Raw genomic sequence first — 25,622 nt, 5'->3', positions numbered from 1 at the left:
GCACCATTCTAGGCTGCGTCCGGGCACGTGTCGGCCCGCGGAGGCGCCTCAGTAGTGCAGGATGCTGTCGAGCGGGTAGCCGGCGAGCCGCTCACGGCCGCGCAGTTCGTCGAGCTCGAGGAGCATGGTGAGCCCCGCGACGTGCGCGCCGGCCCCCTCGATGAGCTGGATCGCGGCACGGGCGGTACCGCCCGTGGCCAGCACGTCGTCGATGATGAGGACGCGGTGGCCGGCCGTCACGGTCTCCGGGCGCAGCTCGAGCCGCGCGCTGCCGTACTCGAGGGTGTAGTCCACGCCGGTGACCGCGCCGGGGAGCCGGCCCGCCTTGCGGATGGTGATCATCCCGACCCGCAGCGCGTGGGCCAGCGGCGCGGCGAGGATGAAGCCTCTCGACTCCAGGCCGGCGACGGCGTCGATCCGCCCGCGGTACCGCTCGGCGAGGGCGTCGACGAGCGCGGCGAACGCGGGTCCGTCGGCGAGCAGCGGGGTGATGTCGCGGAACAGCACGCCCGGCTCCGGGAAGTCCGGGACGACGTGGACGTGGGAGTCGAGCAGCTCGGTGAGGTCTGCGGAGAAGTCGGTCAACGTCGCCCCTTCCGGCGCTTCGGCTGTGCCGCCTGGCCACGGTGCTGGCCGGCGGTGAGGGTGGCCTCCTCCTCGAGGACGACCCGGACGTCCTCGCTCCCGGACGTGCGCCGACGGCGCGCCAGGACGTCCTCGGTGTGGGCCCGGACCGACTCCCCACGCTCGTGGAGGGCGACCTGCAGTGGGGTGGCGACGAAGATCGAGGAGACGGTCGAGACGAACATGCCCACGAACAGGGCCAGCGCGATGTCGCGCAGCGTCCCCGCGCCCAGGAGCAGCGCGCCGACGAAGAGGATCGAGCCCACGGGCAGCAGGGAGGTCAACGAGGTGTTGATCGAGCGGACCAGGGTCTGGTTCACCGCGAGGTTGGACAGCTCGGAGTAGGTGCGGTCGTGCTGCTCCGCGAGGTCCAGGGTGTTCTCCCGGACCTTGTCGAAGACGACGACGGTGTCGTAGAGCGAGTAGCCGAGGATCGTCAGTAGGCCGATGACCGTCGCCGGCGTGACCTCCCAGCCGATGAGGGCGTACACGCCCACCGTGACGACGATGTCGTGGAGCAGCCCGACGAGCGCGGCGGTGGCCATCTGCCAGCTGCGGAAGTACGCCGAGAGCACGATCGCCACGAGAACGACGAACACGACCAGCCCCAGCAGCGCCTGGCGGGTGATGTCCTGGCCCCACGACGGGCCGATGAAGGTGGACGTCACGTCCGTGTCGGGCACCTCGTAGGCCTCCGCCAGCGCCTGGCGCAGCTCCTCGGTCTGATCGGTCGTCAGCTCCTGGGTCTGCACCCGGACCGAGGAGGAGCCCACCGTCGCGACCCGCGCGACCTGCCCGTCGCCGAGCTCGGCGACGACGTCGTGCGCGGGCTGCTCCTCCACCTTCTCGGTGCCGCTGACCGTGAACTGGGAACCGCCGCGGAACTCGATGCCGAGGTTGATGCCCTTGAACGCGACGAGGAGCACCGAGAGCAGCACGAGCGCGGCTGCCGCCATGAACCAGGTCCGTCGGCGCTGGACGAACGGGATGGACCGCTCGCCGGTGTGGAGCTGGTTGCCCAGCTGGGCGAGGCTCGTCATCGGCCGTCCTCCTCGGTGGTCGTGGACGTCGGCTGCTCGGCGCGCCGCTCGGCCGCCCGTCGCTCGGCGATCGTCAGCCGCTGCCCCGCGGGCTCCGGCTCCCGCGGCCGTGCCGAGGGACGGGGACGTGGCTCACGCTCGGGGCGCCCGCGGCCGCGGTAGGTGGCGCCGCTGACGCCGATCGTCTCCGGGTTGAGGCCGGAGAGCCGGTGACCGTCACCGAAGAACCGGGTGCGGATGAGCAGCTGCATCACCGGGTGCGTGAACAGGAAGACGACGACGAGGTCGATGAGGGTGGTGAGACCGAGGGTGAAGGCGAAGCCGCGCACCCCGCCGACGGCGAGGAAGTAGAGCACGACCGCGGCCAGCAGGGTCACGAGGTCGGAGACCACGATCGTGCGCCGGGCACGCGCCCACCCGTGCTCGACGCTGCCCTCCAGCGTGCGTCCCTCCCGGATCTCGTCACGCATCCGTTCGAAGTACAGGATGAACGAGTCCGCCGTGATGCCGACGGCGACGATGAGTCCCGCGACGCCAGCGAGGGAGAGGCGGTAGCCCTGCAGCCAGGACAGGAGGAGGATCGCGCCGTAGGTGGTCAGGGCCGCCAGCACGAGGCTGCTCACCGCGACGAGCGCGAGGCCGCGGTACTGCCACAGCATGTACAGGGCCACGAGCGCGAGACCGATGAGGCCCGCGACGACACCGGTGCGCAGGTGCTCCGCACCGAGGGTGGCCGAGATCTGCTCCTCGCTCTGCACCTCGAAGTTGAGCGGCAGGGAGCCGAAGTTCAGCTGGTTCGCCAGGGTGTTGGCGCTGTCCCGGGTGAAGCTCCCGGAGATCTGTGCCCGTCCGTCGAGGATGGGGTCGTTCATCCGGGGCGCGGAGATGACCAGCCCGTCCAGCACGATGCCGAACTGGTTCTGCGGCGGGGCCTGGGAGATGAGCCGCTGGGAGACCTCCCCGAACCGCTGGGTGCCCTCACCGTTGAACTCGAGGTTGACGACCCAGTTGTTCGTGGTCACGCCGGCGGCGGTGACCTCCAGGCCGGAGGTCGCGGACTCCACCTGGGTGCCCTCGACGTCCACCGGGCCGAGGACGTACTTGGTGAGCCCGTCCTGGGAGCAGGTGACGAGCGGCTGCTCGGCGTCGTCGACGGTGCCTCCACCGACGAGGTTGGCCGGGTCGGTGCAGTCCAGGGTGTACAGGTCGTAGACCACCTGCTCGGTGATCCAGTTGACGTCGCTGTTGCTCGTCGGCGCGATCGCCGGGGTGGTCGAGAGCTCGCCGTCACCGTTCTCGTCGGCGACCCGGAAGGCCGCCTCCTCGATCGCCTCGCCGGTCGGCTCGGCAGCGTCGTCCGGCGCCTGGGTCGCGTCGCCCGTGGGCGCCGGCGTGGCTCCCTCGGTCGCGCCCTCCTCGGGCGCGCCCGCTTCGGCGTCCGCCTCGGGCGCGGTCGGCAGCCCTTCCTGCTCGGGGTCGATCGGCGTCGGGTCCGTCATCGTCAGCACCGGCCGGAACCGCAGCTGTGCGGACTGGCGCACGAGGTCGAGGGTCGCCTCGTCCGGGTTGCCGGGGAGCCCGACGACGATGTTCGTACCGCCCTGGCGGGTGATCTCCGCCTCCGCGACGCCGGAGGCGTCCACGCGCTGACGGATGATCTCGATGGCCTGCCCGATGTCCTCGTCGGTGATCTCGGCGTCGCCGCCCTCGGCCTCGGGGTCGAGGCGCGGCGTGAGGATCAGCTGGACGCCGCCCTCGAGGTCGAGCGCGAGCCCGGGCGCGAAGGAGGCGCCGCGCTCACCCTCGACGTCCTCCTGGAGCTGCTGCGCGATCGCGACGGATCCGAACATCGCTGCGACGAGGACGAGCAGGACCAGGACCCTGCGCAGCGGGCGTGGGGCGGTTGTCGCCAACGCGGACTTCTCTCTGTGTGGCGGCGACGCTCAGGCGCGTCGCTCGCCGTTCTCGTCGGTGGGGCGGTCGACCTGCTCGTCGACGACGGGGTCGGTCGACTGCTCGTGCTGGGTGAGCGACGAGGCGTCGTCGGGAACCGCGAGGCCGGTGACCTCGTCGTCGTCGGTCTCCTCCTCGTCCTCGACGGCGAAGGGCGGCTCGGTGACCGAGGCGATGGCCTCACGCTTCCACAGCGTCTCGATGCCGGGCGAGGACTCCAGGGTGATGACGTCGCCGTCGACGTCGACGATGGTGCCGTAGAAGCCGGAGGCGGTCATCACCTGCTGGCCGACGTCGAGGGATGCCCGGAGGTCGGCAGCGGCCTGCTTCTGCTTCTTCGCCCCTCGCGACATCATCCACATCATGAGTCCGAAGACTGCGATCAGGATGAGGAATTCCACGGCACTACTCCCTTGGTGGCGATGAGACCGCGGCTGTGCGCACGTGCCCACCGGCGGCAAAATACTGGTTGAGTCTAGGTGACGGCGAGGACAGGAGGAAACCACCGGTGCGGCGCGTCAGCCCCACAGGGCGCCGTCGTCGGGCCGGACGAGCCCCAGGTGCTCGTACGCGGCAGCGGTGGCCACCCGCCCGCGGGGGGTCCGGGCGATGAGTCCCTCGCGGACGAGGAAGGGCTCGGCGACGGTCTCGACGGTCTCCGGCTCCTCGCCCACGGCGACGGCGAGGGTCGACAGGCCCACCGGCCCGCCGCCGAACCGCTCGCAGAGCGCACGGAGCACGCCGCGGTCCAGCCGGTCCAGTCCCAGGTGATCGACCTCGAAGAGCTCGAGCGCGGCGTGGGCCGCGGCGAGGTCGAGCCGCCCCGTCCCCCGCACCTGGGCCCAGTCCTGGACGCGACGCAGCAGCCGGTTGGCGATCCGCGGGGTCCCGCGGGACCGGCCGGCCAGCTCGGCACCGGCCTGCGGCTCCAGCTCGGCGCCGAGCAGGCGTGCACTGCGCCGCAGCACCTGTTCCAGCTCGGCCGGCGAGTAGAACTCCAGGTGGCCCGTGAAGCCGAAGCGGTCCCGCAGCGGCGCGGGCAGCAGCCCGGCCCGGGTGGTGGCGCCGACCACGGTGAAGCGTGGCAGGGTGAGCGGGATGGCGGTCGCGCCGGGGCCCTTGCCGACGACGACGTCGACGCGGAAGTCCTCCATGGCGAGGTAGAGCATCTCCTCCACCGGCCGGGCGAGGCGGTGGATCTCGTCGATGAACAGCACGTCGTGCTCCTGCAGCGAGGACAGGATCGCGGCGAGGTCGCCGGGGTGCTGGACGGCCGGCCCGGACGTGAGGCGCAGGGTGCCCTCCACCTCGGCGGCGATGATCATCGCCAGGGTGGTCTTGCCCAGACCGGGCGGGCCGGAGAGCAGGACGTGGTCCGGGGCCTTGCCGCGTCCGCGGGCGGCGTCCAGCACGAGCGCGAGCTGGTCGCGCACCACGGCCTGGCCGACGAAGTCCGCCAGCCGCCGGGGGCGCAGCGCCGCCTCGGCCGCGCGTTCCAGCTCGTCGGCCTCCGCGTCCATGTAGGCGTCCTCAACCACGCGCGTGCCCCCCGAGGTGCAGCAGGGCCGCGCGCAGGACGGCGGCGACGTCGCGCTGCGAGTCGGGCTCCGCGAGCACGGCGGCGACCGCCTCCTCCGCCGGCTTGGTCGACCAGCCGAGCTGGACGAGGGCGTCGACCACCTCCGGCTGGGAGTCCTGGGCCGCCGGGGCGACGGGGAGCCCGTTGCGGGCGGGCCCGAGCTTGTCGCCGAGCTCGAGGAGGATCCGCTGCGCGCCCTTCTTGCCGATGCCCGGGACGCGGGTGAGCGCCACGACGTCCTCGCCGGCCACCGCGGTGCGGAGCTCGTCCGGCCGGTGCACCGCGAGGACGGCCAGGGCGAGCCGGGGTCCCACGCCCGAGACGGTCTGGAGGATCTCGAAGACCTCGCGCTCGTCGTCGTCGACGAAGCCGTACAGGGTGAGCGAGTCCTCGCGCACGACAAGCGAGGTGGACAGCCGCGCCTCCGCACCCAGGCGCAGCTCGGCGAGGGTCGCGGGAGCGGCGTGGACGAGCATGCCGACCCCGCCCACCTCGACCACTGCGGAGTCGAGCCGCACGGTCTCGACCGTCCCCCGGACGCTGGCGATCACACTGACTCCTCTCCCGGCCCGGAGGTGGACCGGGCGAACGTACGTGCGAAAGGCTACCGGGTGGGGATGACGGACCGGGTGCGGCGCGCCGCCAGCTCGGCCCGCGCCCAGGCCTCCTGCGCGGGGGTCGCAGCGCGGGAGGCCGCACCGGCGCCGGGTGTCCCGGCACGCCACAGGTGGCACACGGCCAGGGCGAGGGCGTCCGCGGCGTCCGCGGGCTGAGGCCGCTCGGCGAGACGCAAAATCCGGCGCACCATCTCCTGCACCTGCGGCTTGTCGGCCCGGCCGGAGCCGGTGACCGCGGCCTTGACCTCGCTCGGCGTGTGCATGCCCAGCGGCAGGCCCGCGCGGGCGGCCGCGACCATCGCCAGGCCGGCTACCTGCGCCGTGCCCATGACCGAGCTCACGTTGTGCTGTGCGAAGACGCGCTCGACCGCGACGGCGTCGACGTCGTGGGTGACGATCCACTCCTCGATCCCCGCGGAGATGGTGAGCAGCCGCTGCTGGATCGGCATGTCGGTCGGCGTTCGGAGCACGCCGACGGCGACCGCCGAGAGCGTGCGCCGGGGCCCGGAGTCGACGACGCCGAGGCCGCAACGGGTGAGGCCGGGGTCGACTCCGAGGACGCGCATGCCGTCAGTGTCGCAGCCGGGTGGGACGCCGGGCGGTAGCGACACCGCCCGGCGGTCACTCCGCGTCGAGCGCGGCCAGCACCTCGTCGGAGGCGTCGAAGTTGGCGAAGACGTTCTGCACGTCGTCGCAGTCCTCGAGGGCGTCGATGAGGCGGAGCACCTTGCGGGCGCCGTCGACGTCGACCTCGACCTCCATGGAGGGGACGAACTGCGCCTCGGCCGAGTCGTAGTCGAGGCCGGCATCCTGGAGGGCGCTGCGGACACCGACGACGTCGGTCGCCTCGCTGACGATCTCGAAGCTCTCACCGAGGTCGGTGACCTCCTCCGCGCCCGCGTCGAGGACCGCACCGAGGACGTCGTCCTCGGTGAGCCCGTCGGTCTTGGGGACGACGACGACGCCACGCCGGTGGAAGAGGTAGGACACCGACCCGGGGTCGGCGAGGGTCCCGCCGTTGCGCGTGAACGCGACGCGCACGTCCGACGCCGCCCGGTTGCGGTTGTCGGTGAGGCACTCGACGAGCACGGCGACACCGCCGGGGGCGTAGCCCTCGTACATGATGGTCTCGTAGTCCGCGCCGCCGGCCTCGGCGCCGGAGCCGCGCTTGACGGCGCGGTCGATGTTGTCGGCCGGGACGGAGTTCTTCTTGGCCTTCTGGATGGCGTCGTACAGCGTGGGGTTGCCGGCCGGGTCGCCGCCGCCGGTGCGCGCCGCGACCTCGACGTTCTTCACCAGGCGCGCGAACAGCTTGCCGCGCTTGGCGTCGATGGCCGCCTTCTTGTGCTTCGTGGTTGCCCACTTGGAGTGACCGGACATGAGTGCTCCTTAGCTTCTGGCGGGTGCGTCCCCGGAGGGACGGCGACGGACAGGAGTCGCGAGGTGGTCGCGCACCATGTCGACGAACACGCGATGCACCCGCGCGTCGCCGCTGATCTCCGGGTGAAAGGCGGTGGCGAGCAACGCGCCCTGTCGAGCCGCCACGATCCTACCGGCGGCGGGCCCCGAACTCACGCGGGCCAGGACGTCCACGCCGGCGCCGGCCTCCTCGACCCACGGCGCCCGGATGTACACGGCGCGAAGCGGTCCGTCGCCGGTGCCCAGGCCAGGGGCGTGCAGGTCCTCCTCGAAGGAGTCGACCTGCCGGCCGAAGGCGTTGCGCCGGACGGTGACGTCCATCCCGCCGAGCAGCGGGCCGGCCGCGTCGGGCACGCGGTCGGCGAGCAGCACCATGCCGGCGCACGAGCCGTACACCGGCAGCCCGGCCCGGATCCGCTCCCGGAGGTCGTCGAGCAGGTCGAAGGTGGCGAGCAGCCGGCCGATGGTGCTGGACTCGCCCCCGGGCAGGACCAGCCCGTCGACCGCGGCCAGCTCCGCCGGACGGCGCACGCTCACGGGGTGGGCACCGGCCGTCCCCAGGGCCGCGAGGTGCTCGCGCACGTCGCCCTGGAGGGCGAGGACACCGATCGTCGGAGCAGTCACGAACGACCAGTCTACGACGTCCCCCGCACGACCGCGGGGACCCTCACTCCACGACGTGGACGGTGCTGCCGTCCCAGCCGGCGGTGAGTCGCCGGGCCAGCGAGGGAAGGGCGGCCGGGTAGACGACCGCCCCGTCCGCCACCGCGGAGTCGAGCTCGTCGAGGTGCCACCAGCGCAGCTCGTCGACGACCTCGCGCTCGAGGGCGGTCCACCCGGAGACGTCCAGCCGGGTCTCCCGCCCGCGGGCGAGGAAGAACTCCTCGTCCTGGCGGCAGGTCACGTGGGAGAAGTCGAAGAGCGCGCTGCGGGTGAGCACCGGGCCCTGGAGGTCCTCCGGTGCGACCCGCAGGCCGGTCTCCTCGCGCAGCTCACGGACGGCGCCCGCGCGGGAGTCCTCCCCCGGCTCGAGGCCGCCACCGACGGTGAACCACCACGTCCGCGTGGTCTCGACGGAGTCGTGCCCCCGCAGCAGGAGGACCCGGTCGACGGGGTCGAGGAGGATGACCCGGGCCGCCCGGCGAAAGGGCACGCCGTCGGGTCCGGGCTCCCACTCCGGGCCCAGGCCGTAGCCCAGGACGCCGGCCGGCAGCCCGGTGTCCCGGTCGGGGCTACCAGCCACGCTCCGCCAGCCGGTGCGGGACCGGGAGGTCGTCGACGTTGATGCCGACCATCGCCTCACCGAGGCCGCGGGAGACCTGGGCCACGACGTCGGGGTCGTCGTGGAAGGTGGTGGCCTTGACGATCGCGGCCGCCCGCTGCGCGGGGTTCCCGGACTTGAAGATGCCCGAGCCCACGAACACGCCCTGGGCGCCCAGCTGCATCATCATCGCGGCGTCCGCGGGGGTGGCGATCCCGCCGGCGGTGAACAGCACGACCGGCAGCGAGCCTGTGCGGGCGACCTCGGCGACGAGGTCGTACGGCGCCTGCAGCTCCTTGGCCGCGACGTAGAGCTCGTCCTCCGGGAGCGAGGTGAGGCGCCGGATGTCCTGCCGGATCCGGCGCATGTGCGTGGTCGCGTTGGAGACGTCGCCGGTGCCGGCCTCCCCCTTGGAGCGGATCATCGCCGCACCCTCGGAGATCCGGCGCAGCGCCTCCCCGAGGTTCGTGGCGCCGCAGACGAAGGGGACGGTGAACGCCCACTTGTCGATGTGGTTCTCGAAGTCGGCCGGGCTGAGCACCTCGGACTCGTCGACGTAGTCGACCCCCAGGCTCTGCAGCACCTGGGCCTCGACGAAGTGCCCGATCCGGGCCTTGGCCATGACGGGGATCGAGACCGCCTCGATGATGCCGTCGATCATGTCCGGGTCGCTCATCCGCGAGATGCCGCCCTGCGCGCGGATGTCGGCCGGGACGCGCTCGAGCGCCATGACGGCCACGGCACCGGCGTCCTCGGCGATGCGCGCCTGCTCGACGGTGACGACGTCCATGATGACGCCGCCCTTGAGCATCTCGGCCATCCCGCGCTTGACGCGGGCGGTGCCGACCTGAGGCTCCTGGCCGGCGGAGGTGGTGGGCTGCTGGGACACGGTGACCTCGGAAGTCGTGGAGGGAGAAGGACCCCACCAGTCTAGGCGAGCCGCGCCGTAGCCCCGTCCGTGACGACGTCGTAGCGGGCGCAGGCGAACTCCCCGTTGCGGGCCAGCTCGGTCATCCTCAGCTCGAGGCGCCGCGGGAGGAGGGGCGCGCCGGACCCGAGGGTGACCGGCGCGTAGGCGATGACCACCTCGTCGAGCAGACCGGCGTCGGCGAACTGCCCCACGAGGTCGCCTCCCCCCATGAGCCACACGTCCCGGTCCCCTGCCGCGGTGCTCATCTCGGCGTGGACCGTCCGGACGTCCTGCTGGGTGAAGCGGACGTCGGCGCCGACCGGGGCCGGAAGGTCGCGGTGGGTGAAGACCCAGGTCGGCGCCGTGTAGTCCCAGCGGTCCTGGTAGTCGCGGATCCACCTGTACGTCGAGGCCCCCATCGCGATGGCGCCGACCCCCGTGATGAAGTCCGCCGGCCCCATCGGCCCGTCCTCCTCGATGTCCCGCGTGAGCAGCCAGTCCAACGAGTGGTCCGGTGTGGCGATGAAGCCGTCGAGGCTGCTCGCGACGTAGTACGTGGTCCGTGGCACGAGGGCTCCGATCGGTCGGCGGCAGACCCGCCCAACCAACCAGGGTCGTGCTCACCGAGGCAACCGAATTGTGGTCCCGCCTACGCCACGGGCGCGGGTCGCGTCGCTGCCGGGAAGAGCCACGCCAGGGCCCGCAGCGTCTTGGTCACGTACGGCGTGCTCCCGGTGTCGATCCCGTACCCGAGGTCCTCCAACGCGCCGCACCGCGCGTAGAACTCGACACGCCTGCGCACCTCCTCCCCCACCTGTCCGTACGTCTCCAGCGCCGCAGCCAGGGCGGCCGGGCCGAGGTCGCGGTAGAGCAGGGCGAGGTCACGTGCGGGGTCGGTGAGTGCCGCGTCGCTCCAGTCGATGACGCCGCTCACCCGGCCGGTCGCGTCGACGAGCACGTGCTCGATGCCGAGGTCGTTGTGCGCCGGCACCGTGGCCGCCGGGTCGGCTGGAGGGTCGTGGGCGAGGAACGCCTCGACGGCGGTCCGGTGCCCGTCCGGGATCGCGGCACGCACGCCGGGGTACATCTCGCGGGCCTCGACGAGCCACTCGGACAGGGGCGTCGTGTCCTCGTCGAGGAGGCCGGCGAACTGCTCCGCCGGCTGGCGGTGGAGGACGGCGAGGAGGTTCCCGACGGCGGACCCGACCGGGACGGCGAGCTGGGACGCGTCGTCGACGTCGATCAGCCGGCGCCCCGGAAGCGCCCGGTACGCGAGGCAGCCGAGGTCGGGCTCGGCGAACAGGGGCACGGGCACGGGCAGGGGCGACACGGCCGCGACGGCGTGGAGCAGCCGAGCCTCGCGGTCCACCTGCCCGCCGTCGTCGTCCCCGCTGACGCGCACGATGAGCTCGCCGTCGACCTCGAAGGCCGCGTGGTCGAGCCCCGCGCCGAGGAGCCGCAGCGTGCTCGCACGCCGTCCGTGGCGCGCGAGCGCCCGGTTCACCGCGTCCTCCGGCGCCATCAGCGGGCGTGGAGGGGCGTGGTGACGGCGATCCCCCAGCGCCCGGAGCCGTCCCGGACGAGCTGGTAGGCGTGGTGCTCGGGACTCACGTGGGCGCCGTCGGCGTCGAGGTTCTCCAGGTCCGCCGGCCCCACCCACAGGCCGTCCTCGTCGTCGCTCGCCCGCGGGTCGACGATCCGCACGACGCCGCGGGCCCGGTACGGGGCGCCGTTCTGCGCGAGGAACGCCCTCGTCCGGGCGGGGTCGGTGATCGCCAGGCACCCGTTCCGGGAGACCGCGAGCGACGGGTCGTGGTCACACTCGGCGAGGACGTCGAGGTCGCTGGCCGACAGGGCGGTCGCGTACCGGTCGAAGAAGGCCGCGACGGGCCCTCCTGCGCTCATGGCCGAGACGCTAGTGCCGCGGGTCGCGCGACGTCACCGGGTTTCCCACCGCGGGCCGTACTGCGTCGGCGACCCAGTCGACGAGGCGGGGGGTCGTGGTGCCGAGGCGGTCCGGGCGGACGTGGGCGAGGAGGCGCCGCCAGGACTCGCACCGGTGGAGGCTGGCCAGCCGGTCCGCCGCATCCAGCAGCCGCTCGGCGTCGGGCCCGGCCGTCACCTGCGGCCAGTGCTCGAGGTAGGCACGGACCAGCCGTGCCCGGGTGCCGTCCGTCGTGGCCGGGGCGTCGGGCCAGGACCCCGTCGCCATGCGGAGCGGGACCTGGAGGACGGCGAACGGGTGGGACCAGAAGGCATCCCCGAGGTCGAAGAACCGGTGGCCCGCGCCTCCGGGTCCGCGCACGGCGTTGCCGACGCTCGTGTCGTTCGGCTGGAGCGTCGCCGGCACACCGGACGAGGCGAGCTCGGCGAACAGCACGCCGACGTCCTCCAGGCCGCGAAGCAGCCGGCGCGCGTGCTCGGCGTCGACGTGCTGGGCGTCGTCCACGGGCAGCCGGGCGAGCGACTCGACGAGGACCGTGCCGTACTCGTGGGCGCGGTCCGGAAGCAGCGACGGCAGACCCGCACTCGCGAGCTCCGGCTCATGGTCGACCAGCGCGAGCTGCATGCGGGCCGCGGAGGCCACGAGCGCCTCCCACTCCGCTGCGGTGACCTCCCCACGCTCGCGCACCGACGGGCCGTCGTCGGGCAGGAGGAGCCAGCCACGGTCCGCGTCGACCGCGACCGGGGTGACGACGTGGTCGGGCACCAACGTGCTCAGCTGGTGGAGGAGCGGTGCCTCGAAGGCCTGGCCCGCGTTCGTCGCCTTGAACCAGAGACGGCCGGTACCCGTGCGGACGGTGAGGACCGCGGACCAGAACCGGACGCGGTGCGGGACGAGGTCGGCGGCGCGACCGCGCTCGCCCAGGACCCCGCAGACCCAGCCGAGCGCCTCGGCGCGGAATGCTGCCGACTCCCAGTACCCGACGGGATCGCCTGCCACCACCTCAGGTGCTCGCGTCGAGGACACTGACGTTGCCCCGGACGACTCCGGCGGGGTCGCGTTCGGCCTTGATGCGGCGCAGCCGGTCGACGACACGGCCGGCAGCGCGTCGCTCAGTCGCTCGCCGGGGCCGAGGAAGGTCACCGGCTTGCGGCCGGTGGTCGGCAGCACGTGTGCGAGGTCCCGCTGCCGCGCCGAGACTGCTGCCCGTCGGGACTCGTCGGTCAGCGCACCGAGCAGGTAGACCAGGTACGGCTCCTCGAGGGCGCCGTGCGGTGAGTCGCTCGGGTCTGCGAGCGCCCCGCCGAGGTGCCGGACCTGGACGACGTTGAGCGGCGAGATCGGCTCGCCGACGAGCGCCGCGAGTGCGGCGTCGTCCAGTGCGCCGAGCAGCTCAGCGCGGGACAGTCCGGCCACCGGCTCGGTCGGCTCCGAGGCGATGGTGCCGAGCTCGGCAGCCGACATGGCTCTGCGGGTGTCCTCGACCGGGGCCGGTAGCCGCTCGACGAGCCGCATCGCCTCCAGCGCCTCGGCCTGGCCCCCGAGGAACGTCATGTCGATCGCGACCATCGGGTCGGACCACGGGAAGTCCATGAGCGCGAGCCACAGGGTCAGCTCGCGAGGAGCCGCCGCCGTCATCGCGCGGTAGACCTCCACGACCTGCAGCGCATGACGACCGTCCCACAGGACACGGCCACCGATGACGGACGGGGCGTCGTGCAGCGCCAGCTCCAACCCGGTGACGACCGCGTAGTCCCCACCGCCGCCGCGGAGCGCCCAGAAGAGGTCCGGGTCCGTGTCCGCTCGAACGGTGCGCTCCACGCCGTCGGCCCCGACGACCTCGAAGGCGGTGACACTCTCGGCGGCCCAGCCGAACGCCCGTCCGAACCAGCTCAGGCCCCCGCCGAGGGCGACGCCCGCGACGCTGACCACGGGCGAGCTGCCCGGGAGTGCCGTGAGCCCGTGCTCCGCGGCGGCACGCTGGAGGTCACCGGAGCGCACCCCCGCTCCGATCCTCGCGACCTTGGCGGTGGCGTCGACGTCGATCCCGTCGAGCGCGCCGGTGCGCAGGAGGATGGTCCCGGCGGTGTTCCCGGTGGCGCCGTGCCCGTTCGGCTGGGGCGCGACCGTGAGGCCCGCGCCGGCGGCGCCGGCCACCAGTGCGGAGACGTCAGCGGCACCCGCGGCGGAGACGACGGCTGCGACGTCCTGCTCCACCGCCAGGTTCCACGGCCGCCGCGCCTCGTCGAAGTGCTCGTCGCCCGGCAGCCAGACCGGCCCCCGCAGAGTGCTGCGGAGCCGTTCCAGGACGGCGGGCGCAGGTGAGACCGTCATGGGATCCCCTCCTCGGTGGACGCGCTCATGGTGCCGCCTCCTGGTCCGTGGCGGAACCTGTTTTCGGCTCGGCCCGCCGCGACGCCCGGACGACCGCCATGCCGGCGGTGAGGTCGGCGACCACCCGTCATGGCCGCGGTGGTCGTCGTCGGTGCCGAGATCGACAGTCGTCGAGCCGCGACCGTGTTCGCCCAGGGAGGACTCGTCCGCCACCGGCGGTGGGTGCCCCTACCCTCTGGGCATGGACCCGGTGACGACGAGAGCCAGGCAACGGCGTCTGTGGCGCGACGTGGTGGGTGCCGTCCTGCGTGAGTCACGGCGCCGGCGCGGTGAGCGCCTCACGGACGTCGCCGACCGGGCGGGCGTCTCCCCGCAGTACCTCTCGGAGGTCGAGCGCGGGCGCAAGGAGCCGTCATCGGAGGTCCTGGCCGCCGTCGCGGACGCCCTCGATCTCACGCTTGCCGACCTCACCCGGCGGGTCACGCTGACTCTGGACGCCGAGCCGCGCCGGCACCGTCACCTGCACCCCGTCGCGCCCGCCGCGGAGAACCGCCCGACTCAGGAGCCGGCGGTCGCGCCCGCGCCGCAGCGCGCTCCGACCGGTCGCGCGGGGGGTGAGGTCCTCCTCCTGGCGGCCTGAGCCACTCGGACGCGGCCACCGCCACGCCGCCGTGACGACCCCGGGGCTCGCCGCCCGAGGTGACCGCTCCCGAAGACGACCGCTCCCCCAGGACCCGCACCGGGCACGTCCGGCCAGTGCCACGGTCATGCCCGGTGAACCTACGCGCGCACCGCCAGGCGACGGGGCCGCATCGTCAGGACGTGGTCGGCCAGCCCGTAGTCCACCGCTGCCTCTGCCGTCAGCACACGGTCCCGGTCGGTGTCCCGGCGAAGCGTCGCGACGTCCTTGCCCGTGTGGCGGGCGAGCACCTCCTCGAGCTCGGCGCGCACCCGGGCGAGCTCGTCGGCGTGGAGGATGAGGTCGGGGATGGTGCCCTCCCCCCGCGCGGACGGCTGGTGGAGCACCACCCGGGCGTGGGCGAGGACAGCGCGCTGTCCGGGCGCTCCGCCGGCGAGCAGCACCGCCGCCGGCCCCACGGCCTGGCCGACGCAGACGGTCCCGACCTCTGGGGCGATGTACTGGATCGTGTCGTAGACCGCGAGCATCGCCGAGGGCGACCCACCCGGTGAGTTGATGTAGAGGCTGATCGGGAGGTCCGGGCCGACCGACTCGAGGTGGAAGAGCTGGGCGATGAGGGCGTTGGCGACGCCGTCGTCGATCTCCGTGCCGAGGTAGATGATCCGCTCGGCGAGCAGCTTGCTGTAGACGTCCATCGACCGCTCGACCCCGCCGCTGCGCTCGGTCACGTAGGGGATGGTGTAGCTGCTCATCGCACACTCACCCCAGCGGGCACCGGCGCTGCCGGGACGATCGCGTCCAGGCGGTCCGCGACGTGGTCGATGAAGCCGTACTCGACGGCCTGCTCGGCGGTGTACCAGCGGTCGCGCTGCGAGTCGGCGAGGATGCGCTCGAGCGGCTGCCCGGTGTGCTCGGCGATGAGGCCGAGGACGGTGTCGCGGGTGTGGCGCAGGTCCTCGGCCTGGATCTCGACGTCGACCGCGGTGCCGCCGATGCCCGCCGAACCCTGGTGCATGAGGATCTTCGCATGCGGCAGCGCCGTCCGCTTGCCCTTCGTCCCCGCCGAGAGGAGGAACTGGCCGGCGCTGGCGGCCATGCCGAACGCGACGGTGCGCACGTCGTTGGGGATGGTGCGCATGACGTCCATGATCGCCAGCATCGCGGGCACCGAGCCGCCCGGGGAGCTGATCCAGAAGGTGATGTCCTTGCGCGGGTCCTCGGCCGACAGGAGGAGCAGCTGGCCGCACAGCCGGTTGCCGAGGTTCTGGTCGAGCTGGTCACCGAGGACGATGACCCGCTGGGTGAGGAGGCCGGAGACGAGCTGGTTGTCGATGGTCGGGGCGGTGTCGTGGTTGCTCATGTCCCGAGTCTGTGGCGCGCACGCGACCCGGTGGGGCTCACGCTGCTGTGGGCAGATCCGCTCAGAGCAGAGGGTCCTCCGGGTCGCAGCGTCGGTCCCGCCACCCGTGCCGATCAACCGATCGGTGGATACGAGGCGTCCCGGGCCGTTCCTAGCGTGGGCCTATGACCACGGTACGGATCTCCGAGGAGCAGCCTGCGCGGGCCCGGCTACTGGCACCGGACCTCGCCCGCGGGCTCATGCTCGCGCTCATCGCCGTCGCGAACGTGATGATCTACCTCCACGACCGGCCCTACGGGCTGCGTCAGCACATCGTCGAGGACGGGCTGCTCGACCGCGCCGTGACCGCGGTGGTCGTCGCCGTCGTCGACGGGCGCGCCTACCCGCTCTTCGCGGCCCTGTTCGGCTACGGGCTGGTGCGGCTGGCCCAGCGGCAACGCGGGGCGGGCACCGACGACGACGGCGTGCGGTCCGCCCTGCGCCGGAGATCGCGGTGGCTGCTCCTCTTCGGGCTGGTGCACGCGCTCGCGGGGTTCTCCGGGGACGTGCTCGGGTGGTACGGGCTGCTCGGCCTCGTCCTCGCCGGGCGGCTGCACCTGCGCGACCGGACCCTGCTCGTGCTGGCGGCGGGCTGGCTCGTCCTCGCCGCCGCCGTCCAGGGTCTCGTCCACGCCGACCCGGCGGTCACGACCCAGCGGACCTACCTGTGGTCCTTCGCCATCGCCGACCCGCTCGAGGCGGCTGCCTGGCGCCTCCTCGAGTGGGTGATGACGCCGGTCGGGCTGCTCGCGGTGGCCAGCCCGATGCTCGTCGGCGTGTGGGCGGCGCGGCGCGGGGTGCTCGAGGACCCCGCACGTCACCGCACCCTGCTCCGCCGCACCGCCGTCCTCGGCATCGGCGCCGGTCTCGTCGGCGGCGTCGGGATGGCCCTCGCCACCGTCCAGGCGTGGACAGTGGCGGGGCTGCTGCTCGTGGCCCTGTCCTGGCTGCACGTCACCACCGGCGTGCTGTGCGGCCTCGGGTACGCCGCCGCCATCGCGCTGCTGGCCGCCCGGCTGGAGCACCGTGGCGGTGGACGCCGGGTGGTCGCGGCCCTGCGCGCGGCCGGAGCACGCTCGCTGAGCTGCTACCTCGCGCAGACCGCGGTGTTCGCCGCACTGCTTCCCGCCTGGTCCCTCGGCTGGGGCGCGCGCCTGGGCACGGCCGGTGCGGCCGGGCTGGCGCTCGCCACCTGGACCGTCACCGTCCTGCTCGCCACCGTGCTCGACCGCCGGGGCCGACGCGGCCCTGCCGAGGCACTCCTCCGCCGCCTGTCCCGCAGCGGGCACTTCCGGGCGGCACGGGCACGTGCCACGATCGGGTGATGGCCGACGCCGCCATGCCCCCTGTCCGAGCCCGGCAGGTGAACGGGATCTGGCTCGCGCTGCCCTACGCTCTCCTCGTCGTCTCCTCCGCGCTGAGCCGGACCGCCGGCGACCTCGCTCGGGACGAGGTGCCATGGGTGCTCGCCCTGGGCGTCGCCGTCGCCGGGTGGCACACGTGGTGGGCAGTGCTGCACCCGGGGTGGCTGGAGAGGGCCCTGGCGCCGATGGCGGCGTACTTCACCGGCCTCGTGCTCCTCACGGCGGTCATGTTCCACCTGTCGTTCACCTTCTTCCCGCTGTACCTCGTCTGCTTCGCGATGGCGTTCGTCGCCCTTCCCGGGAGGTGGGCGTACGCCGGGGTGTCCCTGACCACCGCGCTCGCGCTGCTCGGGCCGGGGCTGCTCACCCGCTCCGCCCAGAACGCCGTCGTCACGCTCGCGGGTGGCGCGCTCGCAGCGGCGGCCGGCTGGTCGATCCGGGCGCTGGAGACCGAGACGAGGCAGCGCCGCGAGGCGATGGCGGAGCTCACCCGGACGCAGGCCGAGCTCGAGCGGGCCCTCGCACAGAACCTCGCCCTGCGCGACCGGCTCGTCGTCGAGGCGCGGCAGGCGGGCGTCGCCGCCGAGCGCACCCGGCTCGCGGGCGAGATCCACGACACCCTCGCCGGCGGGCTCGCGGGCGTGCTCAGCCAGCTGGAGGCCATCGACGCCCAGCTCGAGCCCGGCCACGGCCTGCACGGGAGGGTCCAGGCGGCCGCCGCCGTCGCCCGCGAGACGCTGCGGGAGGCCCGCCGGTCGGTCCGTGAGCTGCGTCCCGGACAACTCGACCGCGCTCCGCTCGGACGTGCCCTGGCCGAGGTGGTGCGCGGGTTCGAGCGCACCCGCGGGCTGCCCGTGGTCCTCCACGTGAGCGGCACCGAGATGACGCTGCCCGCGCCCGTGGAGGACACCGTCCTGCGCGCCGCACAGGAGGCTCTCACGAACATCGACCGGCACGCGCGGGCGAGCACGGCTCACGTCACGCTGACCTACCTCGAGGAGGCTGTCGCCCTGGACGTCGCCGACGACGGTCACGGCGTCGACGGTGCCGCGACCGCGGGCGGCGGACAGGGACTGGCCATCATGACGGAGCGGGTGGAGGCCGTCGGTGGCCGGGTCGACCTCGGCTCGGAGCCCGGCCGCGGCACCACCCTCACCATCACGGTCCCCCTCGGCGAGGCGCGTCACTGATGGACCGTCCGATCCGCCTCCTCGTCGTCGACGACCACCCCGTGGTGCGGGACGGGCTGCGGGGCCAGCTCGACAGCGAGGACGACCTCGAGGTGGTGGCCGAGGCCGCGAGCGCCGAGGAGGCCCTGGCCGTGCTGCGTGACCACACCGTCGACGTCGTCATCACCGACCTGCGGATGCCCGGCCGCGGCGGCGTCGAGCTCATCCGGGCGATCCGCGCCGAGCACCCGGACACCGAGGTCCTCGTCCTCACCACCTACGACACCGACGACGACGTGCGCCCCGCGTTGGCCGCCGGGGCGCGCAGCTACCTCCTCAAGGACACCGCACGGGAGACCCTCGTCGCCGCGATCCGCGCCACGAGGCGGCACTCGGCCGTCCTGGCTCCGTCAGTGAGCAGGCTGGCGACGACGACGGCGGCACCGCCTCCGCTGCTCAGCGAGCGGGAACGGGAGGTGCTCGCGCTCGTCGCGGCCGGGCGTACCAACCGGCAGGTCGGTGCGGAGCTGTTCATCGGCGAGGCGACCGTCAAGACCCATCTGCAGCACATCTTCGCCAAGCTCGGGGCGACGGACCGGGCGGCCGCCGTCGCCGCCGGCTACCGCAACGGGCTGCTGTGACCCCGGCGGGCGAGGCGCGTCAGGATCCGTCTCGCCACACCGTCCGCAACCGCCACCACTGCCGCACCGTTCCCCGGACCCGACACCCCTCAGTGACCACCGTGCCCGCCCCCGTCCGTGACGACCGACGACGCCGCCTCCTGCCCCGCGCCCACGACGACGAACTGGCCCATGAGGCCCTCGTCCTCGTGGCGGAGCAGGTGGCAGTGGTACATGTACGGGCTGTCCGGGTCGGTGTAGTCCTCGAACCGCATGATGAGCCGGTAGTCGCGCCGCGGCTCGAGGTAGACCGTGTCCTTCCACCCCGCCAGCTCCGGCGGCGGGGCCTCGCCGTCGATGTCGAGGACCTGGAACTGGACGTCGTGGATGTGGACGTTGTGGGTGAAGGGGTCGATGCTCTCCACCTCCCAGATCTCGGTCGCGCCCACCGTGACGACCTCGTCGATCCGCTCCGGATCCATCCGTCTGCCGTTGATCATCCGCACCGCGACCTGGAAGTCACGGGTCACCGTGGCCTCGGACTCCGGGATACGCGGCACGTCGGCGAGCTTCTCGGGCAGCTCGGGCGACGGCGCGAGCGACTGCGCGGCGCGCAGCTCGAGGATGGGGACGACGTCCTCTCCGCCGTAGGCCGCGGGCGCCGCCACGCGGCCGAGCGCCGGGGAGTCGGAGTTGAGTGTCGTCGTCTCTCCCGGCTCCACCGCGACGACGAGCTCGGCCCGCTCCCCCGGTGACAGACGCACCCGGGTCGTCTCGTGCGGGCCGGCGAGGAGGCCGCCGTCCGTCCCGACGAGCGCGAAGACCCGGTCGTCGTCGAAACCGATGTTGTAGGTCCGGGCAGTGGAGGCGTTGAGGACGCGCAGGCGCACCCGTTCGGTCGTCACCTTCTGATAGGCCCCGATCGTGCCGTTGACCATGATCGTCGAACCCATGAGCCCCGGCTCCTGCCGGCCCGTGCCGAGGGTGAGCTGGCCGTCGTCGTCGAACTCCTTGTCCTGCACGACGACGGGGATGTCGTCCACGCCGTACTCGCGGGGCAGCTCCGGGGAGACGGCGGGGTCCTCGAGGAGGAAGAGTCCGGCGAGCCCCCGGTAGACGTGCCGCTCGGTCTCCCCGTGGGGGTGCGGGTGGTACCAGAGCGTCGCCGCGGGCTGGTCCACCAGCCAGGTGGGCCGCCACATCTCCCCCGGCTCGATGACCTGGTGGGGGCCGCCGTCCATCTCCGGTGGCAGGTGCATCCCGTGCCAGTGCACGGTCGTCCGCTCGTCGAGGGCGTTGGTGACCTCGACGGCGACCCGCTCACCGCGCTCCGCCCGCAGCGTGGGCCCGAGGTAGGAGCCGTTGAACCCCCACGTGCTCGTCCCGACCCCGTCGCGGAACACCGTCGTCCCCTCCTGTGCGGTGAGCTCGAAGACCCTCGTGCCGTCGCTCGCGATGCGGGACTCCGCCAGCGGCGGGATCGCCAGCGGCGTCGTGAACTCGACGTCCTCGATCGCGACGGCGGTGGTGTCCGGGCCGTCGCACGCGGTGAGCACCGTCCCGCCGACGACGGCGAGCACGGCCATCACCACCGAGGCACGGCGCCGCGTCATCGTCGCTCTCCGACCAGTGAGCCCGAGCCGCAGGTCGTGCCCCCGGCGGTTCGCGGGCAGGTGTGGCGTGGTGTCGATCGGGTGCATGCGAGGAACGCTAGGGACGGCCCAGCGCTCGGACATCGGTCGCCAGGCGGCTGCTCAGGTGCCCCTGGTCGACACCCCGGATCCGCCTCAGGCGGCGCCCGGTGTCGTCAGCGGCACGCGCGCCCGGTGGCGTCGCTCCGGCGGTCGGGAGGCCGGTTCAGGCGCGGTCCCGGCCGGGTGCGACCAGGCCGGTCTCGTACGCGAGGATGACGAGCTGGGAGCGGTCACGCGCGTCGAGCTTGGTGAGCAGGCGCGAGACGTAGGTGCGCGCCGTGGCCGGGGACAGGTACAGGGTCTTGGCGATCTCCTCGTTGGACAGGCCCCGGCCCACCTGCTCCAGCACCTCACGCTCACGCTCGGTGATCCGGCCGAGCCGCCCGTCGTCGGTGAGGGTGCGCGGCATGGCGGCGACGGTCTGCATCACGGTGCGCGTCACCGAGGGAGAGAGAAGGGCGTCGCCCGCCTCCACCACCCGGACGGCGGCGCGCAGGTCCGTCGGGGAGACGTCCTTGAGGAGGTACCCGGCAGCACCGGACCGGATGGCCTCGAACACGTGCTCGTCCTCGTCGAAGGTGGTGAGGACGAGCACCTTGACGTCGCTCAGCGCACCGTCCGCGACGATCTGCCGGGTCGCCTCGATCCCGTCCAGCTCCGGCATGCGGATGTCCATGAGGACGACGTCCGGGCGTAGCTCGCGCACCTGCCGCACCCCGCTCCGACCGGTGCCCGCCTCACCGACCACGGAGATGTCGCCGTCGTGCTCGAGGAGCGTCCGCAGGCCGGTGCGGACGAGCTCCTGGTCGTCGACCAGCACCACTCGGATCATGACCCCACCCTCACCGGGAGCACGGCGTGCACCGCGAAGCCTCCCTCGTCGGAGGTGCCGAACGTGACCTGCCCGCCCAGCACCGCTGCTCGTTCCTGCATGCCCACCAGCCCGGCTCCCGGCCGGGTCACGGCGGTGGTCCCGCGGCCGTCGTCGGTCACCGCGATCGCCACGGCGCCGTCCCGAAGCCGCGCCCGCACGGACGCGTGCCGTGCGCCGGAGTGCCGCAGGACGTTGGTGAGGGCCTCCTGGACGATCCGGTAGGCCGCGGCGTCCACGGCACCGTCGAGGCGGTGGTCGGGCACCTCGAGCCGGGCGGTGACCTCGACGCCCGCCTCCCGCGCCGCCGCGACGAGCTGTGGGACGGCGGAGAGCCCCAGCGCACCTCGTTCCGGCTCCGTCCCGGGTTCCCGCAGCGCCCTGACCGTCGCCCGGAGCTCGCGCATCGTCCCCGAGGCGGTCTCGGCGATCTGCTGCACCGCCCGGCGGGCCGCCTCGTCGTCGCGCGCGATCGCCTCGGACGCGACGTTCCCGTGCACCGCGATGACCGAGAGGGTGTGCCCGACGACGTCGTGGAGGTCCCGGGCGATCCGCATCCGTTCGTCGTGCAGCTGCTGCTGCACCTGGCGGTGCTGCTCCGCGACGAGCACCCGGTGCAGCCGCTCCTGGTGCTCGCGGGCCTCGCGCCTGGCGCGGACACTGAGCCCCAGCGCGATCGCGGCGGCCACCAGCGCGACGTTGGTGAGCAGCTCGTAGCTGAAGAGGTAGTCCAGCGGCCGGCCCTCGTGGATGAGGGCGGTCGCCGCGACGACGACGAGCAGCGCGCCGGCCGCGACGGCCCAGCGGGTGTGACCGGCCTCCGCCGTCGAGTAGAGGGCGACCACCGCCGGCAGGGCGATCCCTATCGGCGGATAGCCGACCATGTAGTAGACGAAGATGCCGAGCACCGTGAGGCCGAGGACCAGCCGCGGGAGCCGGCGTCGCGCGAGGACGAGCGTCCCGAAGGCGAGCGCGAACAGGTACGCGCCCGGCTCCGCACGGCCCGTCTCGTCGAGGTCGGCGGCGATGACCACGGCGACCGCCAGGCTCACGCCGACGGCGAACAGGGCGTCGACCAGTCGTTGGTCGACGTCCGCCTCGGTCGCGGGCACGGTCACGCTTCCAGGGTACGAACGAGACGCCGCGACGGACACGGCTTAACCGCGACTCTGCCGTCGCCTCCGGCGGTACGGCGGGTCGCCCAGCGCGGACCGGGTGCCCGCGGACGCCTCACTCCTCCGCCCGAGGACTGCCGGCGTGGTCAGGCCGCGCGGCTCAGACCGCGCGGCCGTCCCGGCCCGCCCCGTGGACGAGCACCACCGCCGCGGCACCCATGAGGCTATTGCTGCCCGTCCGGAGCCCAGACGCCGCGGGCAGCGGCCTCGACGGCGTAGTCCCTCAGGTGGCGGCCGGGACGCCCGAGGACCCGTTCGACGGTCCCGGTCGGCTCGGTGTCGCCCCTCGCCGCGAGCCGCGTGAAGCCCTCGATCAGCTCCTCGACGACCTCTGCGGGCAGCCCCGCGGCCGTCATCTCCCGGCGGTACGCCTCGACGCTCCCGTCGAACGTCACCTCCCGGCCGGTGCTGCGGCCGATGTGGTCGAGGGCCTCGCGGAAGGACAGCGCGACCGGACCGGTGAGCTCGAGGACCTCACCGAGGTACGCGTCGGTGGTCAGTGTCTGCACGGCGACGGCGGCGATGTCGTCGGCGTCGACGAAGCCCTGCTTCGCCTCCCCGACCGGGACGCACAGCCGCCCCCCGGCCACCGCGTCACGGAAGAAGGTCTCGAAGTTCTGCGCGAACCAGTCCGGCCGGACGATGGTCCACTCCAGACCCGACCCACGCACGGCCCGCTCGGCGTCGGCCAGCCGCGTGACGCCCATGACCTCGACGCCCCGGTCCGAGTGCAGGACGACGCGCCGAACGCCCGCCCGGTCCGCGCGCGCGAGGAAGCCGTCCGGCAGGCCCACGTCGTCGGGCAGGAGGAGGTACATCCGGTCCGCGCCGGCGAGGACGCCGTCCCACGAGCTCGGGTCCTCCCAGTCGAACACGGGGTCGGTGTGCCTGCCGGCCGCACGCACCGGGACCCCGCGGTCGCGAAGCCGCGCGACGACGCGGCTCCCGACGGTGCCGGTGCCGCCGAGCACGAGGACGGGTGTGTCAGTCTTCATGGGTACTCCTCTCCGGTCGCCCCGGCGGGCGGACCATGAACCAGGTGGGCACGCCGAGCACCTCTGCCTCCCCCACCACGACGAAGCCGTGGCGGCGGTAGAGGCGGACGTTGGCCAGTCGGTCGGTCTCGAGGTAGGCAGCCGTGCCCTCGCGGTCCACCTCCCGGGTGTAGTGGGCGAGCAGCGCGCTGCCGATGCCGCGGCCACGCACCGACGCCTCGACGGCGACCGGCCCGAGGTGGGAGTGCTCGCCGTCAGGGTCGCGACGGCCCCACGCGGCCAGCCAGGCCAGCAGCCGCGGTGTGCGGGCTCCCGCCAGCGCCGTCGTCGGCCCGAAGCGGAGCATCTCGCGCGGACCGGGCCGGCAGATCGGGGACGGCGCGTGCGCGGCGACGCCCACGAGGCGGCCGTCGAGCCAGGCGCCGAGGGTCGTGCGTCCGTCGACGGTGAGCATGGCCTCGAACGCGCGGCGCATGACGTCCACGCGGCGGCGGGCGTTCGGACCGAGGGCGGCGACGTGCATGGGGTTGTCCCGCATCGCCCGCGCCGCCAGCGCGGCAGCAGCTGTCAGGTCGTGCGCAGGGACGGGGGCGACGACCACGCCGACGTCCTCCGTGCTCGTCCGTGTGTCCACGCCCCGACGGTAGGGCCGCTGGGCCGCACGGGGCATCCACCTGAGGTGGGGTCTGCGGGTCCGACGTGCGTGGTCCTCGTGTCGCCCCGGTGCGTACCCCGGGGTCGACGGCGGTCAGCGGGCGCCGGTGAGGGCGCGGAGGAACGTCGCGCGGCTCGTGGTGAGGGCCTCGAGCAGGGCGCGCTCGTCGGCGTGGTAGCTGCGCTCCGCGCGGCCGGTGGCGAACCGCTGCCGACCGAGGGCGAGGGCCGTGGCGGAGCGCTGGAAGCCCCTCATCGCCTGCTTCGCCGTCGGGCCGCCTCCTGCCGCCCAGGACAGCGCGGCCCGCCGCGCGGGGAAGGAGCTGAGCATGGTGACCTCGTGCGGTGCCAGCCAGCCCGCGCGAGCGTACTCGACGAGCCGGGCGGTGATGATCTGGCGCTCCCGCCGTCGCAGCCACGCGACGAGGAGGATGGCGGAGAGGAAGAGCGGGACCTGCACGAGGACGTAGAGCCCGAAGAACGACCCGGTGAAGGTGCTGCCGTTCCACAGCGCGTGGAGGAGCACGGCCACCAGCCAGCCGACCGGCAGCGACCACAGCCAGGCGAGCGGTGAGCGGCTGCGTGCGGCGAGGCCCAGGGCGATGCCGATGGCCGCGGTGAACAGCACATGGGCGAAGGGCGAGAGGATCCCGCGCATGATGAAGATCTGCGGCAGGATCTCGACGTCACGCCCGAAGTAGAGGATGTTCTCCACGAAGGCGAAGCCGGCCGCGACCATCGCTGCGTACACGATGCCGTCGACCACGCCGTCGAAGTAGCGGCGGCGCGCGAAGAACAGCAGGAGCACACCCAGTCCCTTGACCGTCTCCTCGACGAGCGGGGCGCCCAGCGTGGCGCTCAGCTGCTCGGAGGTCTCGATGTTCCCGGTGCTGAAGTAGATCGCCTCGGCCAAGGCCGTGTTGAGCCAGAGGGAGACGAGGGTGGCCACGCCCGCGCCCCAGAGGAACGCGAAGACGAGGGCGTAGCGCGGCTCGGGCTCCCACCGGTCGATCCAACGGATGCCGAGGAGCACGACGGCGAGCGGGACGAGCGCGACGACGCCGCCGACGACGACGGCCTGGGCGCTGGTGACGACGGCGATCTGCGCGATCGTGGCGATGAGCGCGAGCACGGCGACGGCGATCCCGACGACGACGAGCACGGTGCCGGCGCGGGGCCGGCGAGGCGGCCTCCACGGTGCCTGCGTGGGCGGTCCCTCGGCCCCCCACGGCGCGGTCTGCACCAGCTGGACCGGGGGGTAGCTGGACTGCAGCGGGCGGCCCGCGGGTGGGTAGGGCTCACGGGGAGGGAAGGCCATGCCGGTCAGCGTAGGGCCTGCTGATCGGCGTGCCGCGCCGG

General features: G+C 73.5%; 27 protein-coding genes. 4 read left to right on the top strand and 23 right to left on the bottom strand.

Features of this window, described 5'->3' with window-relative positions; all coding sequences use genetic code 11:
• Positions 1-48: 48 nt before the first annotated feature.
• The 15 genes from VR894_RS12725 to VR894_RS12655 all read right to left on the bottom strand — a co-directional run bounded on the left by VR894_RS12725 (position 49) and on the right by VR894_RS12655 (position 13,682).
• Positions 49-585 carry an adenine phosphoribosyltransferase gene (locus VR894_RS12725; RefSeq protein ID WP_324652072.1) on the bottom strand — a complete coding sequence of 179 codons (537 nt, stop codon included), beginning with the start codon at positions 583-585 and terminating at the stop codon, positions 49-51.
• The gene (gene secF, locus VR894_RS12720; RefSeq protein ID WP_324652071.1) at positions 582-1,664 is read right to left on the bottom strand and encodes a protein translocase subunit SecF; all 1,083 of its coding nucleotides are present in this window, start codon (positions 1,662-1,664) and stop codon (positions 582-584) included. Before secF ends, VR894_RS12725 begins: the two co-directional genes overlap by 4 nt.
• Positions 1,661-3,577 carry a protein translocase subunit SecD gene (gene secD, locus VR894_RS12715; RefSeq protein ID WP_324652069.1) on the bottom strand — a complete coding sequence of 639 codons (1,917 nt, stop codon included), beginning with the start codon at positions 3,575-3,577 and terminating at the stop codon, positions 1,661-1,663. Before secD ends, secF begins: the two co-directional genes overlap by 4 nt.
• Before the next feature lie 30 nt (positions 3,578-3,607).
• A complete protein-coding gene (yajC, locus tag VR894_RS12710; protein ID WP_324652067.1) occupies positions 3,608-4,018 on the bottom strand; it encodes a preprotein translocase subunit YajC in 411 nt (136 codons plus the stop codon).
• Positions 4,019-4,135: 117 nt separating this feature from the next.
• A complete protein-coding gene (ruvB, locus tag VR894_RS12705) occupies positions 4,136-5,137 on the bottom strand; it encodes a Holliday junction branch migration DNA helicase RuvB (RefSeq protein WP_324652066.1) in 1,002 nt (333 codons plus the stop codon).
• A 10-nt stretch (positions 5,138-5,147) separates the two neighbouring features.
• Entirely contained in the window at positions 5,148-5,747 is a 600-nt protein-coding gene (gene ruvA / locus VR894_RS12700) for a Holliday junction branch migration protein RuvA (RefSeq protein WP_324652064.1), read from the bottom strand.
• 53 nt (positions 5,748-5,800) lie between these two features.
• Positions 5,801-6,379: a crossover junction endodeoxyribonuclease RuvC gene (gene ruvC / locus VR894_RS12695; RefSeq protein WP_324652062.1), complete on the bottom strand. Its 579-nt coding sequence runs from the start codon at positions 6,377-6,379 to the stop codon at positions 5,801-5,803.
• Between the two features lie 55 nt (positions 6,380-6,434).
• A complete protein-coding gene (locus VR894_RS12690) occupies positions 6,435-7,193 on the bottom strand; it encodes a YebC/PmpR family DNA-binding transcriptional regulator (protein ID WP_324652060.1) in 759 nt (252 codons plus the stop codon).
• A gap of 9 nt (positions 7,194-7,202) precedes the next feature.
• Positions 7,203-7,856, bottom strand: coding sequence for a pyridoxal 5'-phosphate synthase glutaminase subunit PdxT (gene pdxT / locus VR894_RS12685; protein ID WP_324652059.1), 654 nt, complete (start codon positions 7,854-7,856; stop codon positions 7,203-7,205).
• A 43-nt stretch (positions 7,857-7,899) separates the two neighbouring features.
• Positions 7,900-8,475 (bottom strand): NUDIX hydrolase, encoded by a 576-nt coding sequence (locus VR894_RS12680; protein WP_324652057.1) that lies wholly within the window; start codon positions 8,473-8,475, stop codon positions 7,900-7,902.
• Entirely contained in the window at positions 8,465-9,382 is a 918-nt protein-coding gene (pdxS, locus tag VR894_RS12675) for a pyridoxal 5'-phosphate synthase lyase subunit PdxS (protein WP_324652055.1), read from the bottom strand. Before pdxS ends, VR894_RS12680 begins: the two co-directional genes overlap by 11 nt.
• 41 nt (positions 9,383-9,423) lie before the next feature.
• Positions 9,424-9,972: a dihydrofolate reductase family protein gene (locus VR894_RS12670; protein WP_324652053.1), complete on the bottom strand. Its 549-nt coding sequence runs from the start codon at positions 9,970-9,972 to the stop codon at positions 9,424-9,426.
• Positions 9,973-10,052: 80 nt separating this feature from the next.
• A complete protein-coding gene (locus VR894_RS12665) occupies positions 10,053-10,907 on the bottom strand; it encodes an aminoglycoside phosphotransferase family protein (RefSeq protein ID WP_324652051.1) in 855 nt (284 codons plus the stop codon).
• A gap of 17 nt (positions 10,908-10,924) precedes the next feature.
• On the bottom strand, positions 10,925-11,308 hold the full coding sequence (locus VR894_RS12660) for a hypothetical protein (protein WP_324652049.1): 384 nt from the start codon (positions 11,306-11,308) through the stop codon (positions 10,925-10,927).
• Between the two features lie 10 nt (positions 11,309-11,318).
• Positions 11,319-13,682 carry an FAD-binding oxidoreductase gene (locus VR894_RS12655; RefSeq protein WP_324652048.1) on the bottom strand — a complete coding sequence of 788 codons (2,364 nt, stop codon included), beginning with the start codon at positions 13,680-13,682 and terminating at the stop codon, positions 11,319-11,321.
• A 241-nt stretch (positions 13,683-13,923) separates the two neighbouring features.
• Between VR894_RS12655 and VR894_RS12650 the strand changes: the two genes are divergently transcribed.
• Positions 13,924-14,322 (top strand): helix-turn-helix transcriptional regulator, encoded by a 399-nt coding sequence (locus VR894_RS12650; protein WP_324652047.1) that lies wholly within the window; start codon positions 13,924-13,926, stop codon positions 14,320-14,322.
• 140 nt (positions 14,323-14,462) lie between these two features.
• Here the strand turns inward: VR894_RS12650 and VR894_RS12645 are convergent, their stop codons facing one another.
• Positions 14,463-15,074 carry a ClpP family protease gene (locus VR894_RS12645; RefSeq protein WP_324652046.1) on the bottom strand — a complete coding sequence of 204 codons (612 nt, stop codon included), beginning with the start codon at positions 15,072-15,074 and terminating at the stop codon, positions 14,463-14,465.
• Positions 15,071-15,682: an ATP-dependent Clp protease proteolytic subunit gene (locus VR894_RS12640; protein WP_324652044.1), complete on the bottom strand. Its 612-nt coding sequence runs from the start codon at positions 15,680-15,682 to the stop codon at positions 15,071-15,073. Before VR894_RS12640 ends, VR894_RS12645 begins: the two co-directional genes overlap by 4 nt.
• A gap of 164 nt (positions 15,683-15,846) precedes the next feature.
• Between VR894_RS12640 and VR894_RS12635 the strand changes: the two genes are divergently transcribed.
• The 3 genes from VR894_RS12635 to VR894_RS12625 are packed head-to-tail and all read left to right on the top strand — an operon-like array spanning position 15,847 to position 18,895.
• Positions 15,847-17,046: a DUF418 domain-containing protein gene (locus VR894_RS12635; RefSeq protein ID WP_324652042.1), complete on the top strand. Its 1,200-nt coding sequence runs from the start codon at positions 15,847-15,849 to the stop codon at positions 17,044-17,046.
• Positions 17,046-18,275 carry a sensor histidine kinase gene (locus VR894_RS12630; RefSeq protein WP_324652040.1) on the top strand — a complete coding sequence of 410 codons (1,230 nt, stop codon included), beginning with the start codon at positions 17,046-17,048 and terminating at the stop codon, positions 18,273-18,275. Before VR894_RS12635 ends, VR894_RS12630 begins: the two co-directional genes overlap by 1 nt.
• A complete protein-coding gene (locus VR894_RS12625; protein ID WP_324652038.1) occupies positions 18,275-18,895 on the top strand; it encodes a response regulator transcription factor in 621 nt (206 codons plus the stop codon). Before VR894_RS12630 ends, VR894_RS12625 begins: the two co-directional genes overlap by 1 nt.
• An 89-nt stretch (positions 18,896-18,984) precedes the next feature.
• Here VR894_RS12625 and VR894_RS12620 read toward each other — a convergent pair whose 3' ends face one another.
• The 6 genes from VR894_RS12620 to VR894_RS12595 form a co-directional block, all read right to left on the bottom strand.
• Complete coding sequence (locus VR894_RS12620; RefSeq protein ID WP_324652036.1) at positions 18,985-20,574, bottom strand: multicopper oxidase family protein; 1,590 nt, start codon at positions 20,572-20,574, stop codon at positions 18,985-18,987.
• 157 nt (positions 20,575-20,731) lie between these two features.
• Positions 20,732-21,400 (bottom strand): response regulator transcription factor, encoded by a 669-nt coding sequence (locus VR894_RS12615; protein WP_324652035.1) that lies wholly within the window; start codon positions 21,398-21,400, stop codon positions 20,732-20,734.
• Positions 21,397-22,557 carry a sensor histidine kinase gene (locus VR894_RS12610; RefSeq protein WP_324652033.1) on the bottom strand — a complete coding sequence of 387 codons (1,161 nt, stop codon included), beginning with the start codon at positions 22,555-22,557 and terminating at the stop codon, positions 21,397-21,399. The genes VR894_RS12615 and VR894_RS12610 overlap by 4 nt, the downstream gene beginning before the upstream one ends.
• Positions 22,558-22,778: 221 nt before the next feature.
• The gene (locus VR894_RS12605) at positions 22,779-23,609 is read right to left on the bottom strand and encodes an NAD(P)H-binding protein (protein WP_324652031.1); all 831 of its coding nucleotides are present in this window, start codon (positions 23,607-23,609) and stop codon (positions 22,779-22,781) included.
• Positions 23,599-24,243, bottom strand: a complete 645-nt coding sequence (locus VR894_RS12600) for a GNAT family N-acetyltransferase (protein WP_324652029.1) — start codon at positions 24,241-24,243, stop codon at positions 23,599-23,601. The genes VR894_RS12605 and VR894_RS12600 overlap by 11 nt, the downstream gene beginning before the upstream one ends.
• A 114-nt stretch (positions 24,244-24,357) precedes the next feature.
• Positions 24,358-25,581: a PrsW family intramembrane metalloprotease gene (locus VR894_RS12595; protein WP_324652027.1), complete on the bottom strand. Its 1,224-nt coding sequence runs from the start codon at positions 25,579-25,581 to the stop codon at positions 24,358-24,360.
• Positions 25,582-25,622 lie beyond the last annotated feature (41 nt).

Source organism: Georgenia sp. H159 (genome assembly GCF_035607575.1).
Lineage (GTDB): Bacteria > Actinomycetota > Actinomycetes > Actinomycetales > Actinomycetaceae > Oceanitalea.
The sequence above is the reverse complement of the archived record's forward strand: the minus strand, read 5'-3'. Positions and strand labels throughout refer to the sequence as shown.